The organism is Vibrio sp. Vb2960 (genome assembly GCF_033337665.1).
GTDB lineage: Bacteria > Pseudomonadota > Gammaproteobacteria > Enterobacterales > Vibrionaceae > Vibrio > Vibrio alginolyticus.
The window spans coordinates 69278-83897 of the sequence record NZ_JAWORD010000002.1; the positions used below are offsets into that span (position 1 = coordinate 69278).

Below are 14620 nucleotides of genomic sequence, written 5' to 3' on the forward strand. Positions count from 1 at the left end.
ATAAATAGTGTTTAGTCAGCCGTTAGCCTTGCTGAAGCAGGATTTGCTTCCAGATTGCGGCCTCGTCAAACAAAGTGAATTCGCGACGAAGACCCCAAGGGCCAAACTCAGCGTGGCTGATCCCCATGATGTAAACCTCTTTTCCTGAAGGCTTACCAAACATCCCATATCCCTCATGCTTACCGTGCAAAGACCATCGAATTGCAGCGCGTGGTGACATCATGTCGTCATCTCGGCCAATACGATGGTGAACGGTAAATTGAGCATTTGGGAAAGACGCACGAAGTGCCATCCAAAAATGATCGACTTCCGAGTGTGATAGGGCAGTTTGACCGCCAGTGTATTCGCCGATACAAGCGCGGTCGTACTCTTTCGGTACTATAGAGAACTCGGCATTCATAAGGCTTCTGAGAATTGCTTCGTATCGCTGACCATATTCGTTGTCGTTGCCTACGCCCAAATAAGGTCCAGGAATGTCGATTTCAGGTGTGAACGGAAATGGGCTTGATTCCACGCCACCTTCAAATTCGATTTGTTGGCGTGCAAACTCTTCTGACGTCATACCCAGTTGTTTCGCGATATCGGCTTGATCGCGAACCAACCATTCGTCATTGATTTGGTTATTGATAGCGTGGCAATCTGCGATAATACGGAAACGAAGTTTGCGGTTCGAGGCTTGCCCGTAGAAGCCGTTGCCACTGTGTGTTGCAGTAGAGATGATTCGATGAGAAGAAAGCATGCCTTGTTCCGGGGTGCCTGACCAAATGACGTCTTCGCCATATAGCGTGCGATCGGGAAACTCGGCCAGTGTCGCCATTGTTGCACTGATCACCCCTTCGTTTCCTTGAACGATAGAGAGTGGAGTACGCACAACAATGTCGGGAGAGTAGTAGTGTTCTAAGGTGTTTAAACCTCGGTCTTCCCAAATCTCTTTTGTGATACCAAGAATGTAGTCGGGAAAATCACGCCACTTTTCATCGAAGCCAACCATGGCCATAAATCACCTCCGTAATTGAATAATTATGTTTGAATTATGTTTTGATTACGTATTCAAAATATATCATGTTGCCATTTTGTCAACGGATTGTTTTTCGATTGTTTAAATATCGTGCTGATGATCAGGTTTTTAACAATTGAGCAGAAAACAAACTAAAAAAGTACAGGCGAGATGGAAGCTATCTCTTATCGAGACGTGTTAATAAGAAAGGAGGTCAAAGTTTTTTGTATGAATTTCCTAATATCTTATTGTTTTTTAATCGCTTAATTTATTTTGATCTGTTTGAATGGAAACAAATGATTAAGCCAAAACTGATAATCATGCAGATCAAGGCACCCAAATAGACTTTATCGCTAATATTCAGCTATTTTGGTGTCAATTATCCTTATATCTTTCAAATTTTCCTTTTGCATACGAATGCTTTAAGTCTTTTTTATTAAATCGGAAGTAGATAACGAATAAGCCACTAGAAAGGTGTTTATCTAGTGGCTATAACAGTCATAAGCGCTCTATGAGTGCAACGATCAGGATAAAAGCGCAGGTAACGATAGCGAGATGGCAGGGATGAAGGTAATCAACATCAACGCCACTATCATTGCACCAATCCAACCCATGATGGCTTTAGAGAGCGACTCTATCGGTACTTTGCCTACCTGACTTGCCATAAACAGGTTGGCTCCCAGAGGAGGCGTAACAAAGCCAATGGCCAAGTTCACGATCATCACGATACCAAAATGAACGGGGTCCATGCCGAGTGCTGACGTTATGGGTAGCAGAATTGGCGTGAGAATAACAATGGCCGCCAGCGTTTCCATAAAGGTACCAACAAGCAACAACAGAACATTGATGCAAAGCAGTATCAGAAGTTTGTTTTCGGTAATCGATAGAATGAACTGAGCAATCTCGGTCGGTAGACGTTCTAGGGTCAATATGCGGCCAAACGTCACGGACGCACCCACAATGACGAGCACAGCGCCAACTAACAGTGACGACTCTAGAATGATTTTCACCACTTGCGCTGGTTTGAGTTCTTTATAAACAAACATGCCAAAGAATAAGCCATAGAGCACACCAATGGCGGCTGATTCGGTAGGTGTGAAGATACCGGAATAGATACCGCCGAGAATGATCACGGGTAGTAGCATTGCCCAAGTGGCTTCTTTTAGCGCATCAAGACGCTCTGCCCAGGTCGCTTTGCGCTCGTTACCTGTGTAGCTCCGCATTTTTGAGACAATTAGACAATAGCCGATCAATACCATACCGACGACCAAGCCAGGAATGATGCCCGCCATGAACATCTTAGTTACCGAGACTTCAGCTGTGATCGCGTAGACGATCATCACCACAGAGGGTGGAATAATGACCCCAATTCCGCCGGAAGAGGCTATCAAGGCACCGGCAAAGCTGCGGTCGTATCCTTTCTTCACCATAGATGGAATCATCGTCAGGCCGATAGCGGCAACAGTGGCAGACCCCGTACCAGAGATGGAAGCGAAGAACATGCACGCCACAATGGCGACGATGCCAAGCCCACCAGTAAAGTGGCCAAAGAAGACCTCCGCCACGTGTAATAATCGTTTTGAGATCCCTCCTTGGCTCATAAGGTTACCTGCCAAGGTAAATAGAACGACGGCGAGGAGAGGGAAAGAGTCGAGCCCTGTTACCATTCCTTGGACTAAAAACTCGATGTTAAGAAACGGCAGACTGAGTATCGCGACCATACTGGCTGCCGCCAGAGCAATACCGACCGGAACGCCAATGAGCAGAAGCAGACCAAAGCTGCCAAACAAAAGTGCAGATGTCATGCGTTAAACTCCAATAGTCGGTTAGAAGTACGATACTTTGCTTTGATATGGCGATAGCGTTGGCGAGAAAAGCGAACTCGTTCATTGCTGGTGGAGCACGCGCTCACACGTTGATAAATGCTTGTCACTAGGCGCGCGCAGCTTAATAGTGCGCAAACTAAAACAGAGGCATACAAACACGCAATAGGAATTTCCATTGCGGGTGCAATCTGACCGAGTTGTAGGCTGCGATTGATCACCTTAAATCCAAACCAGGCGACAGTGGCACTAAAGGCAAGGTAGATAAGATCAGAAACAATCAAACTGAATTGCGTCCAATTGCCCGGAAGTTTATCGATGAACACACGAATGCGGATGTGTCGATCATTTCGGATACAATAGCTGATGCTCAGGTACATCGCCCATACGAATAAATAACGTGCCAGCTCTTCAGCCCACGCGATCGTTGCATCGAACAGGCGTAGTGCGATTTGCAAGCACAGTAAAGTTGTCATCGTCGAGATCGCGATAACGATAAGGGTAGGTTCTAGGTATTTGTCTAGTAAGCGAAACCACTTCATGTTCACCTCCAAAACGAGAAAGCACGACCTGTTGCCAGATCGTGCAAAAGAGTGGGAGTTATAGGCGTTCTATCTCGGCAATCACGTTGTCAAACAAGTCTTTACCCGTTTTACTGCGCAAGTCCTGGTACACGGCCGCATTCATTTTCTCTTTCATGATGCTGCGTACCTCGTCTGGGACGATGTTAACCGTCATGCCTTTTGCTTCGAGCTCTTTGATTACTTCTTGGTTTTGTTGCGCGGCGAGCTCACGCTGTTTTGCGATGGTTTCTTTGCTTACTTCACTGATCAGCGCCTGTTGCTCTGCAGGCAGTGAATCCCAAAACGATTTGTTCATGAACAGCACGTAGTTAGTGTAAATGTGGTTAGTCAAAGAGAGGTATTTCTGCGCTTCATAAAAGCGTTCGGCATAAATTGAATAGATGCCGCTTTCTTGAGCGTTAATCAGACCTTGTTGGAGCGAGGTAAAAATTTCTCCCCAAGACAGAGGTGTTGGCGCAGTACCAATAGATTTCCACGCGCTTATTTGAGTGGGGTTAGATGCCGAGCGAATCTTTAGCCCTTTCAGGTCCTCAATACTATCAATTGGCTGTTTGTTGTTGGTCACGCTACGAAAGCCGACCTCCATAAAGCCAAGTCCATGAAAGCCTTTTGATTCCATAGCATTCAACAATGGTTGTCCGATCTTCTCACTGTCGAGCGCTTTGTGTGCTTGCTCTTCGCTATCAAAAAGGTAGAACACGTCGAGCACGTTAAACTCTGGGACGTAGGGAGAGAGTAAAACTGACGCACCAAACGTCATTTGTAAGTTGCCTTGCTGTACGAGTTCAGTCGTCTCACGCACATCGCCTAGTTGTCTTGCCGGATAGATTTCAACTTCTATCTCACCGTTTGAGCGAGCTTCCACTTCTTGTTCGAAATAGAGCATTGCTTTGTGTACGGGAGAGGTTTCTTGACTGTCATGAGCAAGACGAATAACACTGGTTGCAAACGTATTCATACTGCTAAATGCAAGCCCCAGTGCGGTAAGTGAAGTAAGGATTGCTTTCTTCATCGTTCTTCCTTGTTTCTAGTATGACCTGCGATTGGCATTCGTCGGCAAGTCACACAACTTTTTATGTTTTTATAAATTAGTTGAGCAATTCATATCCATTTTGCATACGAATCCAAAATAAAACATTAAAGTAACAAGTCAATAACAAGATTGATGAATTGATGAGGAATTAAATAACGATTGGTGAAAATTTAATCGTGATCACAGAAAATGCCTTACTCGAAAGCAAGGCATTTTGTTTATGAAGAATGAATAAAAATGGATTTATTAAATGGTGCTACTACGTTCGATCAAGGTGCCTTGCTCGAAAAGGTATTCGCCAGTTGCATCCAGGTTGCCGTTGATTCGATTCATCAAGTCTTCAACCGCTCGTTTAACAATTTTGTCGACTGGTTGAGCAATGGTGGTCAAATCATAGCTCGGCCATGCAGACATCGGAATGTTATCTACACCCATCACAGAGAAGTCTTGGGGGATCTTTGCTCCGGCTTGTCGCAAGCCATCCATAACGCCCATTGCCAAGATGTCGTTTGCACAGAAAATCGCATCGGGTTTGCTAGTGTGCGACAAGATCGCTTTCGCCGCTTCTAAGCCTGCTTCAAAGCTGTACTTGGCTTGGATAAAGGTTGGTGACGGGGAGCCGAGTTCTTGCAATTTTGAAGAGAAACCCAGCCAACGCTCTTCACTGGTCATGGAGCCAGCATCGCCACTGATGTAAGCACACTGTTTTGCGCCTTTCTGCGTTAAATACTCGGCTGCTTGTTGGCCCGCCAAGCGGTTATCAATACCAGAGCTGTTGGCATTAATGCCTTCGGCGTAGCGGTTGATCAAGCTTAAGTGAACGCCAAACTTTTCGCATTGGGCAAACGCGCGTGAGGTTAAACGGCTGGTGGCGATAACGAGTCCGTCCACTTGGTATTCAATGGCGCGTGAAATGGCGAGATCGAGGTCGTCTTTGTCGATAGGGCAAAGCACAACTTGTCCGCCACGCTTTTGAATTTCGACAGCCAAAGCACGAGATTGCATGTCGTACATTGGGTTTGATTCGCTATCTAACGCAATCGCCACTAAGCCTGAACGATTCGAAATCAGACCTCGGGCGATGGCATTCGGTGTGTATCCGAGCTTAGCTGCGGCATCCATCACCATTTTGCGTTTCTTCTCGCTAATACTCGCAGTCGGGCTGAATGCTCTAGATACCGTCGATTGAGAGACGCCGAGCATCTTCGCGACGTCGATCGAAGTTACTTTCGCTTTAATGGTGATACTCCTTATTTAAGGCCATTGAACCTTCTCATACGTGCTGAGTGTATGGGCTAGGGGATTTCTGTGTCTAGAGCATTACATTGATAAGGCGTAAATATCAGAGAAAACTCAAGAATTCATCACATTTCTCTCTTGTTTGAAGCCATCAATGATCATTTTGTGTTCAGACCCAACACAAAAGAAGCTAACGCCGAGTTCACGCCATTCCCGAGCTTGTTGAGCCGTCGCGACAAACATGCCAACAGGTTTATTGGCGGCTCTGGCCGCTTCGATTACTCGCATACTTGCTTGTGCGACGTTCTCATCATGAACGCTATCAGCACCATAAGCGACAGTGAGATCAACTTGGCCAATGAAGAGCGCATCAATACCTTCAACATTGGCAATCGCTTCAACATTTTCGACCCCTTGAGGGTCTTCAATTTGTGCAATGACAATCGTATTCGCACGGCTGTCTTTTAAGTGTTCAACCATGGGCTTAGTGGCGTATTGCGCTGCTCGACTGGAACCAGCATACCCTCGGCCACCTTCTCCGTAATGGCAGATTTTCGCCAGTTGCGTCGCTTGCTCAGCAGTACAAACATGGGGAATTTGTACACCCGCCGCGCCACAGTCAAGCGCGTTCAAAATGGTTGAAGGAGCGCTGTCTTGTACTCGTACCACGCACGCGAGGTCATTCGCTCTAGCCGCCATGATGCACAGATCAAGCGAGGAACGATCGAAAGGTGCGTGCTCTGCATCCAGTACCACAAAAGGCAACTCTGCCAGTGCCAATACCTCGATAATGTGAGGGTGAGGGGTTTTAACAAATGTACCTAATAGCGTTTCTTTAGTCAGACGTTGTTTAAAATTGCTCATGATTATCTCCTTTGCAAACGTATGCAAAAACTAACACGGAGAAATGTAAATTATGAGTAAAAATGATGTGATCTAAAACTCATTTTTGATTAAAAATTAAACTCAATCAAGGTCCTTATTACTTGCTTTTATTTGTTTAAATTAATTAATACAAAGGCTTAAGGGTTGTTTTTGTGGTTTGTTGACTTAACTTGTCAAATGTTAATTAAGTGTTTAATCTGATTTTGCATTCGTATCCAAAAGCATAAAAATAACCGTTCGTCAGCCTCAATGTTCAAGGAGAAAACCAATGGCACGCATTTTAAAAAACGGAATCACTGAAGAAGCATCAGCATCAAACGACGCAAAAGTGCGTCAGATTGTTGAAAGCATTCTTGCTGATATTGAATCGAAAGGTGATAGCGCTGTACGTGAGTTGTCTGAAAAGTTTGATAACTGGTCGCCGGAGCAATTCCGCCTGTCAGAAGAGCAAATCCAAGCCTGTGTGGATGCGCTTGATGAATCGACTCGTCATGATATCGAGTTCGCTCAGCAACAAGTTCGAAACTTTGCTCAAATTCAACGTGACTCAATGAAAGACGTCGAAGTAGAAACCATGCCTGGTGTGGTACTGGGGCATAAGAATATTCCAGTGAACAGCGTGGGTTGTTACATCCCTGGCGGTAAATACCCATTGGTTGCATCCGCTCACATGAGTGTACTGACGGCGAAAGTCGCGGGAGTAAAACGTGTTATTGCTTGTGCGCCTCCATTTAACGGCCAGCCGAATGTCGCGATTGTCGCTGCGATGGCAATGGCGGGTGCGGATGAAATCTACTGCTTCGGTGGTGTTCAGGCGGTAGGAGCTATGGCATTGGGCACGGAGACTATTGCGCCAGTCGATATGATTGTAGGGCCGGGTAACGCATTTGTAGCAGAGGCAAAACGTCAGTTGTTTGGTCGCGTTGGTATCGATTTGTTTGCAGGGCCAACGGAAACTCTTGTCATTGCTGATAAGAAAGGCTGTGACCCGGAATTGGCAGCGGCAGACTTGCTTGGTCAGGCTGAGCACGGTTACAACTCTCCAGCTGTCTTGTTGACCAACAGTGAGACATTTGCACAAGAAACCATCAAAGAGATTGAACGTCAGTTAACCATTCTCCCTACGGCTGAAGTTGCGGGTAAAGCGTGGGCAGATTACGGACAAGTGATCGTATGCGATAGCTACGAAGAAATGGTGGAAGTGGCAGACGATATTGCGTCTGAACACGTTCAAGTTATGACCGAAGATCCTAAATACTTCCTAGATAACATGACCAACTACGGTGCCTTGTTCCTAGGTCGTGAAACCAACGTTTCTTACGGCGATAAATGTATTGGTACCAACCATACACTGCCAACGAAGAAAGCGGCGCGATACACCGGTGGTCTTTGGGTAGGTAAATTTATCAAGACCTGTACTTACCAGCGTGTAACGGAAGCGGCATCCTTAAAAGTCGGTGAGTACTGCTCTCGCTTGTGTGCACTCGAAGGTTTTGCTGGCCACAAAGAGCAAGCGGATATTCGTGTGCGCCGTTACAAAGGCAAAGTAGAAGAGGCGTAATATGTCGAAACTTGCCTTAGTCACAGGCGGCAGTGGCGGACTGGGTGCCGCCATTTGTCGCAAGCTAGCTGAATCGGGATATCGCGTAATTCTGACTTACAACAGTAATCAGAAAGCGGCCGAGGATGTGCTTTCCTCGCTGCCACGTAACGAGCATCTAGCATTCAAATTGAACGTGGCAGATTCTAGTGCGATTGAACAGCTTAAACATCAAGTCAGTGAAATAAGCGACAAGCTGGATCTGTTGGTCAACTGTGCGGGGATGACGAAATTCGTCGCGCACTCTGATTTGCAAAGTTTAGATGACCAGCTGTTTGACCAAATTTTCCAAGTGAACGTCCGTGCGCCTTTTGCCATGGTTCGAGCGTTTGAGCCTTGGCTTAAGCAAGCCAATGGTTGTGTGGTGAACATTACTTCTATCGCGGCACAGACTGCGATGGGGAGCAACATTGCTTACTGTGCAAGTAAATCTGCCGCGGAGAACATGACCCGTTCTTTAGCTCGCGCTCTGTCTCCCGAGGTTCGAGTTCTGGCTGTTGCTCCAGGGCTTGTCGACACTGAGTTTGTCAAAGGCTTGGATGACGCATGGCGTAATCAACAAGAACAATCCACACCGCTTAAGCGTTTAGCCAATGATGAAGAAGTCGCTCAAGCCGTGTACGCCGCGGCAGATCTTCTGACCTTCTCGACAGGCAATACCATCGCGGTTGATGGTGGGCGACCTTTAGGTCTGTAACACACTTTCGGTTTGTAACTAACTTTAGGTTTGTAACTAACAATTCAAAGGCTAGGTCCAAACAAGGACAACAAGGATTTACAATGACTCTACAATCTAAAATGAATAATAATCTGGTCCGCTACATGGAACTGATTCCGGGTACGAGTGCGTTTATTGATGCGCGCACGCCAGGCAGTGATCTGAAAGATAACTTCTGCATTATCGGTGCTGGGGTGGCAGAAAGCAGTCGTCAGCATGTTCATATTCGCGATACGGCGGGCTTTAACATTGGTGCCGCAGGCCAACCGCCGGGCATCAAAAATTCGTTGCACTCTCATCGCACCGCTGAGCTTTTCTTGGTGTTCAAAGGTCAGTTCCGTTTTTATTGGGGGAACGATGGAGAGCATGAGGCGGTGTTGTCTCACGGTGACGTCATCTCGATTCCAACCAATCTCTTCCGTGGATTTGAAGTGGTTGGCCGCGATTACGGCTTTATGTTCTCGGTACTTGGCGGCGACGATTCAGGTGGCGGCGTTATTTGGCATCCAAACGTTATTAAAGACAGTCAAGGTTATGGTTTATACCTCAAAGCCGATGGCACACTCGTGGACACCATTAATGGCGACCCGGTGCCACAAGAATCAGAATTGATGCCGCTGCTTACCGAAGAAGAGCTCGCGACCTTCGATACCTACACCGCAGAAGAGATGATGCCATTTGTCGCTCTGCAAAAAGATTATCGTGAAATCAAAGGCGATTTCGGCGGAAGCAACGTGAAACAATACGCCTTAACGGGTCATCCTTTGGCGAGTTATGACTTCCAAGTAAAGAGTGAAGATGAAGTGAGCATCATGGCTTATGAGCTTTCTGAAGGTGGCTCGATTCCTCAACACTGCCGAGAAGAAAAACAAGTGCTTATCAACTTTGATGGCGATACTGAAGTGGTCCTCACGCATCAAGGCGAACAAGCGAGTGTTGTTTTAACGCGCGGTGATGTGCTGAATGTTCCAGAAGGTGCGTCTTATTCACTGACGAACTTGCGGGGTAATAGTTTGACGTATTGCATTCTTGGCTCTGATCAACCAAAGCCGCTTGCAGGAGAATAAAATGACGCAACCCACCTCGTTAGTTTGGCTACCCGGACTACTTTGTGATGGCACATTGTTTGAGGATATCAACCGAGCGTTGCCAAGTTGGGTTGAGCCTTCATGCCCGACGCTGGCTTCATTGCCGTCAATGGAACAGCTGGCGCAGAGAGTGTTGCAAGACGCACCGCAGGAGTTTGTCTTGGGTGGCTTATCAATGGGTGGGATTCTTGCCTTTGAGGTGTACCGTCAAGCGCCAAACAGAGTCAAAGGCTTGATCCTCATGGATACCAATGCAGCAGATGAAAAGCCAGAGGTGACACAAAAGCGTGATGCACTGGTTAGCCGTGCGTTAAGTGGTGAGTTTGAACGCATTACGGCTGACACTCTGATGCCTGTGCTGATTCATCCAAGCCGTTTGCAAGACAAAGCGTTAACTGAGCGTATCGAAGGCATGGCGGTTAATGTAGGTTTGGAGGCATTTGAAGCACATGCTAAAGCGTTAGCAACTCGCCCGGATGCTCGACCTTTATTGGCGGACATTCAAGCTCCTACGTTGGTGATAACAGGTAAAGAAGATAAGCTTTGTCCGCTAGACAATCATCTGCTCATGGAGAGATGCATCCCAAACGTCACACTTCATGTTATCCCTGAGTGTGGGCATCTATCTACGCTTGAGCAGCCTTTAATTATTAGTGAAGTGATGGCTACTTGGCTTCAAGATAACTTTGCTTAGTGTTGATAAGAACTTCATCACTCACCACCTTAAGGTTACTTGGGTATAGGTGGTGAGCGATGAGTATTATCAGAAGTAGTAGCGAATACCTGCCGCGAATTGATCATCACGGTTTTCGAATTTGCTGCCATCGTACTGATCTTTACCTAGGTCGAACTGGTATTCAGTCCAAACTAGGAATTTGTTCTTCTGGAAGTGGTATTCAAGACCAGGGATCAGCAAGTTACGCTCGTAACCTTGTGTCTCGTCACCACTATCCTCCATGTAGTTGTAGTTCAACGTTGGGCGCAAGCCGTTGTCGAAGTGGTAGTAAGTGTAGATTTCGCCACCTAGGGTATCGAACATTACGTCCGTACCGCCTTGGCTCACTGCTTCCCAGTTTTCGCCAACGTGGAAAGTCGCACCTGCGTAGAAGCCACCGTTGCTGTAGTTTGCGCCCAATAGCATGATGCGCATGTTGTCGCCGTTTTCTACGCCAACCACGCTTGCGTCTAGATCCGCAACTTCATTTTGATGGTAAGCCGCACCCAGTGTTACGCCATCAACGGGTTTGTAAGTGATCGAAGCACCCATGCCGTTTTTCAGTGAGGCTGTCGCATTGCTTGCTAGAGCAACACCTTCACGCGTGGTCTGGTAAGTAAAGCCGTAGCTCACTTTTTCATTAATTGAATTACGGTACGTAATTGAGTTTTCCGCACGACCAGCACCGGATGCGATACCCCAGTCAGCTAGGTTGTAAACACCTGAGCCACGAGTACCGAATACACGACCTAAATCGGTGTACCATGCTACGTCGTAGAAGGTAGACCACTGTTTAGTACCCGCAGCAATCTTGCCGTATTTTTCGTGATCAACACCTGCGTATAGCAAGCGGTCGTAAATGTTGTCGCCGTTCGCGCCAGAGTTGTAGCCCCATTCCGCGTGACCGAAACCAGTCCAGCCGTTATCCAGACCCATTTGGCCTTTCAAACCGAAACGTGAGCTGCCGCTGTTCCATTCGCCGTTGTCATCACCGCCACGGTCTTGGTAGCGAAGATCGAAACGGCCATCGATGGTTAGGCTGTCGCCAGCGTCATTAACAAAAGTGTGTGCAGCAAAGGCTGAGCTAGAAGTAAGCGCTGCTAAAATCACTGCAGAAAGGGTCGACTTTTTCATCATCAATCTCATTATTCAGGGCGCAGAAAGCCACCGTGCGTTCATGCCCGTTTTGAATAAGGGTTCTATCTTGAGGTTGTGCCCCATCCTTGAGGCACGAGTTGGGAGCATGTCGCCTGAACCGAGAGGGGATTCAGGCAACATAAAGGCGGGTTGACAATCCGCCCCTAGGACTTCTTATAGAGAAGGGTTTAGGATCTGTTGAGTACGCTCGAACACGTCTAGACCTTGCTGTTTTAGCCAGTAAGGAAGGTCGATCAGTACCCAGTTCTCAGATAGCTTGTCGCCGTCACGGTAGTAAACGTCAACCACTTGCATGTCTGCACGTACTTCACCACCTGTCATACCTAGGAAACCACCGATAGGCGTGTTAGATAGGTTTGGCCAGCCGAAGAAACAAGAGAAGTTACCTTCTGCGAAACGACATACGTGGCCGTTAAACTTCTTGTCTTTTAGGTTGTTACGGAACGGCAATTGGTGCTGCTGTTGGTAACGAGGGATTGTATAAGACGCACCGATACCACATGGACCGTACCAGATCATGTCTTTAGACCAGCTCTTCTCAAGAACTTCTGGTGGGCAACCCATAGCGCCGCTGTCGTTTAGTGCAGATAGGTCATCAACCATCTTGTTCACTAGTGCTAGTGTTGCTACGCCTTCTTCTGGTGCTGCGTCTTCGAACAGTAGACCATCGTGGTTACGAGGACCAGGGTATACGAAGTGCTTACCTGTTGATGGTGGCAGTGGGTAACAACCCGCTTGGTCCATTGCACCTAGAAGGTCTAGGAATAGGCCAGTCTTAGTGATCTTGCCGTTTTCAACACAGTTAAATTCTGCGTAACGGATGTTCATGATTTTGCCAGTTGGGCGCATGCCTAGGTATTCAGCGTCGAATAGACCCATGAAGTGACCCATGCTCATTACCCAGATTTCACCTGATGTTACTTCGTTCTCACCACCGATGAAGATGTCTTGACGACGCTGCATGCGAGTCATTGATTTCATCAAAGGAGCCCAGAAAACGTCAGCCGCTGCTTGAGCGCCTTGTTGCTCACGGAATGGGTAAACACCACGCCATAGGTAATCTTCTGAAGTGTGTGCTTTTAGTACTTCTGCCACGTTCTCGTGAGTTGCGTTTTCCATTGCGCTGAAGTATTCACGTACAACGCGTTTCGCTTCTTGATATTTAGACATAATAAACTCTCTTATTTGCTGTCGAGTCGGCTTTGGGAACAGGACTCGAAATTAAGTTTTTTCATCCGGCCGGGGAGCCAGCCGGAGTTTTTGAAATTCAGTTACGCTTTTGCTGCTTCGGCTTTTTTGCTCTTATCGAACACGCCGCCTTTTAGTGTCTCTGGCAGTGATAGCCATAGAAGACCAGCAAGGATCCATACGATTGGTGAACCCCACATTGCGGTTTGTAGGTCGGTACGCTCTTGGATGAAGATAAGTACCATTGGTGCCCACATACCGAGGATACGACCGCCGTGGAATAGCGCCGCGCCGTAGCTACGTAGGTGTGCTGGGAACAGTTCTGAGAAGTAACCACCCCATACCGCTGAAGAAGACAGGCCGAAGTTGTAAATCAGACCAAGTAGAGCCAGCATGTTTAGGCCGCCAATCACCATGTCGCCAGGTGCAACAAAGAAGATTGAAACCATGATGCCCGCTAGGATGAAGCCAAACGCGTTCACCTTACGACCGAATTTGTCAGCTACCCAACCCCAGAACCACGCACCAAACAGTGAACCAAATGCTGAGATAGAGAAGATGAGACCGATGGTTGCACCGTCGAACATACGTACATCACGTAGGTATGTGGTTACGAAGCCACCAAAGAATTGGAAACCGTAGAAGTTAAGGCCAGCCAGTAATAGACACGTTAGTGTGATCTTACGGTAAGGCTTGCTTAGCATTTCGCCCCAAGAGCCTTTTTTCGCTGGTGCATTTGATTCTTCTACTTTTGCTTGCTCTTCTTCACCGTAAGCGATCACTTTGCTGTCGCTAGGTAGTACAAAGATCATGACAACAGCGGCTGCCAATGGTGGGATACCACCTACAAGCATTAGGCTTTCCCATGGTGCATCGATGCTTGCAATAAATGCTGCATACGCACCCATTACCATCAGTGCTACAGAGAACATAGAAGACGCGAATGCCGTCAACTTACCACGTACCGTTGGCGTAAATAGGCCGATCATCAAGCTTACTGCCACGGTGAAGTAACCACCCAGTGACAAACCAATGATGAAACGCATTGCTGCCCATGTTGTGTAGTCGGTGAACATCATATTGATGATCGTAGCGCCACCGTTTAGGGCTGTGATGGTAATAAGAGTGGATTTCTTACCAAATTTTGTTGCGAACCAAGCACAGCTCAATGCACCAATAAGTGCACCAACCGACTGCCATGTATAGAACTGGGCAGTGTCTGACAGACTAATACCATCATACGCTTCAACGATGTATGGGCGTACGTAGTCAATAATTACAAAGTTATAACAATAGAAAAAGTAACCAACCAGTATCGCTAGATAGGCAGCTACCCTTTGAATCATAGGAACTTCGCTCATGTGTCTTTTGGCATTCATGACCGATAAACCTCTATTTTACTTAGGATTTGTTGCTATTCAAACTTAAAGAACACGATCTTATTGGGATCATCTTCGATTTCGTGTCGTGGTGAATCATAGTTTTTTTAAGGTCATTAGATCCGTGATCAATATCAATTTTAAAATGAATGCGTACCCAATTAGTGGTTTTTAGTGATGGGAGTCTCATTAAATCGGTCTTTTTGGCATTTT

Annotated in this window: 13 protein-coding genes; 4 read left to right on the plus strand and 9 right to left on the minus strand. The window is 46.9% G+C overall.

From position 1 onward, the window contains the following. Positions 1-22: 22 nt before the first annotated feature. The 6 genes from R7O03_RS02330 to R7O03_RS02355 form a co-directional block, all read right to left on the minus strand. Positions 23-997 carry an ester cyclase gene (locus R7O03_RS02330; RefSeq protein WP_256903072.1) on the minus strand — a complete coding sequence of 325 codons (975 nt, stop codon included), beginning with the start codon at positions 995-997 and terminating at the stop codon, positions 23-25. Between the two features lie 524 nt (positions 998-1521). Continuing rightward, positions 1522-2802, minus strand: a complete 1281-nt coding sequence (locus R7O03_RS02335; RefSeq protein ID WP_318131402.1) for a TRAP transporter large permease — start codon at positions 2800-2802, stop codon at positions 1522-1524. Continuing rightward, positions 2799-3362: a TRAP transporter small permease gene (locus R7O03_RS02340; protein ID WP_318131404.1), complete on the minus strand. Its 564-nt coding sequence runs from the start codon at positions 3360-3362 to the stop codon at positions 2799-2801. Before R7O03_RS02340 ends, R7O03_RS02335 begins: the two co-directional genes overlap by 4 nt. A gap of 58 nt (positions 3363-3420) precedes the next feature. Continuing rightward, complete coding sequence (locus R7O03_RS02345; RefSeq protein WP_167415827.1) at positions 3421-4416, minus strand: TRAP transporter substrate-binding protein; 996 nt, start codon at positions 4414-4416, stop codon at positions 3421-3423. 267 nt (positions 4417-4683) lie between these two features. Beyond that, positions 4684-5640 (minus strand): LacI family DNA-binding transcriptional regulator, encoded by a 957-nt coding sequence (locus R7O03_RS02350; protein WP_025768661.1) that lies wholly within the window; start codon positions 5638-5640, stop codon positions 4684-4686. Between the two features lie 150 nt (positions 5641-5790). Further along, positions 5791-6540: an HpcH/HpaI aldolase family protein gene (locus tag R7O03_RS02355; RefSeq protein ID WP_213903395.1), complete on the minus strand. Its 750-nt coding sequence runs from the start codon at positions 6538-6540 to the stop codon at positions 5791-5793. 289 nt (positions 6541-6829) lie between these two features. On the opposite strand from R7O03_RS02355, the gene hisD reads away from it, so the two are divergent. The 4 genes from hisD (at position 6830) to R7O03_RS02375 (ending at position 10661) form a co-directional block, all read left to right on the plus strand. Next, on the plus strand, positions 6830-8122 hold the full coding sequence (gene hisD / locus R7O03_RS02360) for a histidinol dehydrogenase (RefSeq protein ID WP_315957342.1): 1293 nt from the start codon (positions 6830-6832) through the stop codon (positions 8120-8122). Position 8123: 1 nt separating this feature from the next. Then, entirely contained in the window at positions 8124-8858 is a 735-nt protein-coding gene (locus tag R7O03_RS02365; protein ID WP_025768659.1) for an SDR family NAD(P)-dependent oxidoreductase, read from the plus strand. Between the two features lie 83 nt (positions 8859-8941). Next, the gene (locus tag R7O03_RS02370; RefSeq protein WP_005374765.1) at positions 8942-9946 is read left to right on the plus strand and encodes a cupin; all 1005 of its coding nucleotides are present in this window, start codon (positions 8942-8944) and stop codon (positions 9944-9946) included. 1 nt (position 9947) lies between these two features. Beyond that, a complete protein-coding gene (locus R7O03_RS02375; protein ID WP_213871300.1) occupies positions 9948-10661 on the plus strand; it encodes an alpha/beta fold hydrolase in 714 nt (237 codons plus the stop codon). 69 nt (positions 10662-10730) lie between these two features. On the opposite strand, the gene R7O03_RS02380 is transcribed toward R7O03_RS02375, so the two are convergent. The 3 genes from R7O03_RS02380 to R7O03_RS02390 form a co-directional block, all read right to left on the minus strand. Continuing rightward, positions 10731-11816 carry a porin gene (locus R7O03_RS02380; RefSeq protein ID WP_318131405.1) on the minus strand — a complete coding sequence of 362 codons (1086 nt, stop codon included), beginning with the start codon at positions 11814-11816 and terminating at the stop codon, positions 10731-10733. Positions 11817-11993: 177 nt separating this feature from the next. Continuing rightward, entirely contained in the window at positions 11994-13010 is a 1017-nt protein-coding gene (locus R7O03_RS02385; RefSeq protein WP_005374772.1) for a nuclear transport factor 2 family protein, read from the minus strand. Positions 13011-13111: 101 nt separating this feature from the next. Continuing rightward, positions 13112-14407 carry an MFS transporter gene (locus R7O03_RS02390; RefSeq protein ID WP_039840592.1) on the minus strand — a complete coding sequence of 432 codons (1296 nt, stop codon included), beginning with the start codon at positions 14405-14407 and terminating at the stop codon, positions 13112-13114. Between the last annotated feature and the right edge of the window lie 213 nt (positions 14408-14620).

Bases quoted from the DNA above. Each gene is read 5' to 3' on its own strand.
- R7O03_RS02390 (WP_039840592.1), bottom strand. From the start codon at position 14,407: ATGAATGCCAAAAGACACATGAGCGAAGTTCCTATGATTCAAAGGGTA.
- R7O03_RS02340 (WP_318131404.1), bottom strand. From the start codon at position 3,362: ATGAAGTGGTTTCGCTTACTAGACAAATACCTAGAACCTACCCTTATC.
- R7O03_RS02370 (WP_005374765.1), top strand. From the start codon at position 8,942: ATGACTCTACAATCTAAAATGAATAATAATCTGGTCCGCTACATGGAA.
- hisD (WP_315957342.1), top strand. From the start codon at position 6,830: ATGGCACGCATTTTAAAAAACGGAATCACTGAAGAAGCATCAGCATCA.
- R7O03_RS02335 (WP_318131402.1), bottom strand. From the start codon at position 2,802: ATGACATCTGCACTTTTGTTTGGCAGCTTTGGTCTGCTTCTGCTCATT.
- R7O03_RS02350 (WP_025768661.1), bottom strand. From the start codon at position 5,640: ATGCTCGGCGTCTCTCAATCGACGGTATCTAGAGCATTCAGCCCGACT.
- R7O03_RS02330 (WP_256903072.1), bottom strand. From the start codon at position 997: ATGGCCATGGTTGGCTTCGATGAAAAGTGGCGTGATTTTCCCGACTAC.
- R7O03_RS02380 (WP_318131405.1), bottom strand. From the start codon at position 11,816: ATGAAAAAGTCGACCCTTTCTGCAGTGATTTTAGCAGCGCTTACTTCT.
- R7O03_RS02365 (WP_025768659.1), top strand. From the start codon at position 8,124: ATGTCGAAACTTGCCTTAGTCACAGGCGGCAGTGGCGGACTGGGTGCC.
- R7O03_RS02385 (WP_005374772.1), bottom strand. From the start codon at position 13,010: ATGTCTAAATATCAAGAAGCGAAACGCGTTGTACGTGAATACTTCAGC.
- R7O03_RS02375 (WP_213871300.1), top strand. From the start codon at position 9,948: ATGACGCAACCCACCTCGTTAGTTTGGCTACCCGGACTACTTTGTGAT.
- R7O03_RS02345 (WP_167415827.1), bottom strand. From the start codon at position 4,416: ATGAAGAAAGCAATCCTTACTTCACTTACCGCACTGGGGCTTGCATTT.
- R7O03_RS02355 (WP_213903395.1), bottom strand. From the start codon at position 6,540: ATGAGCAATTTTAAACAACGTCTGACTAAAGAAACGCTATTAGGTACA.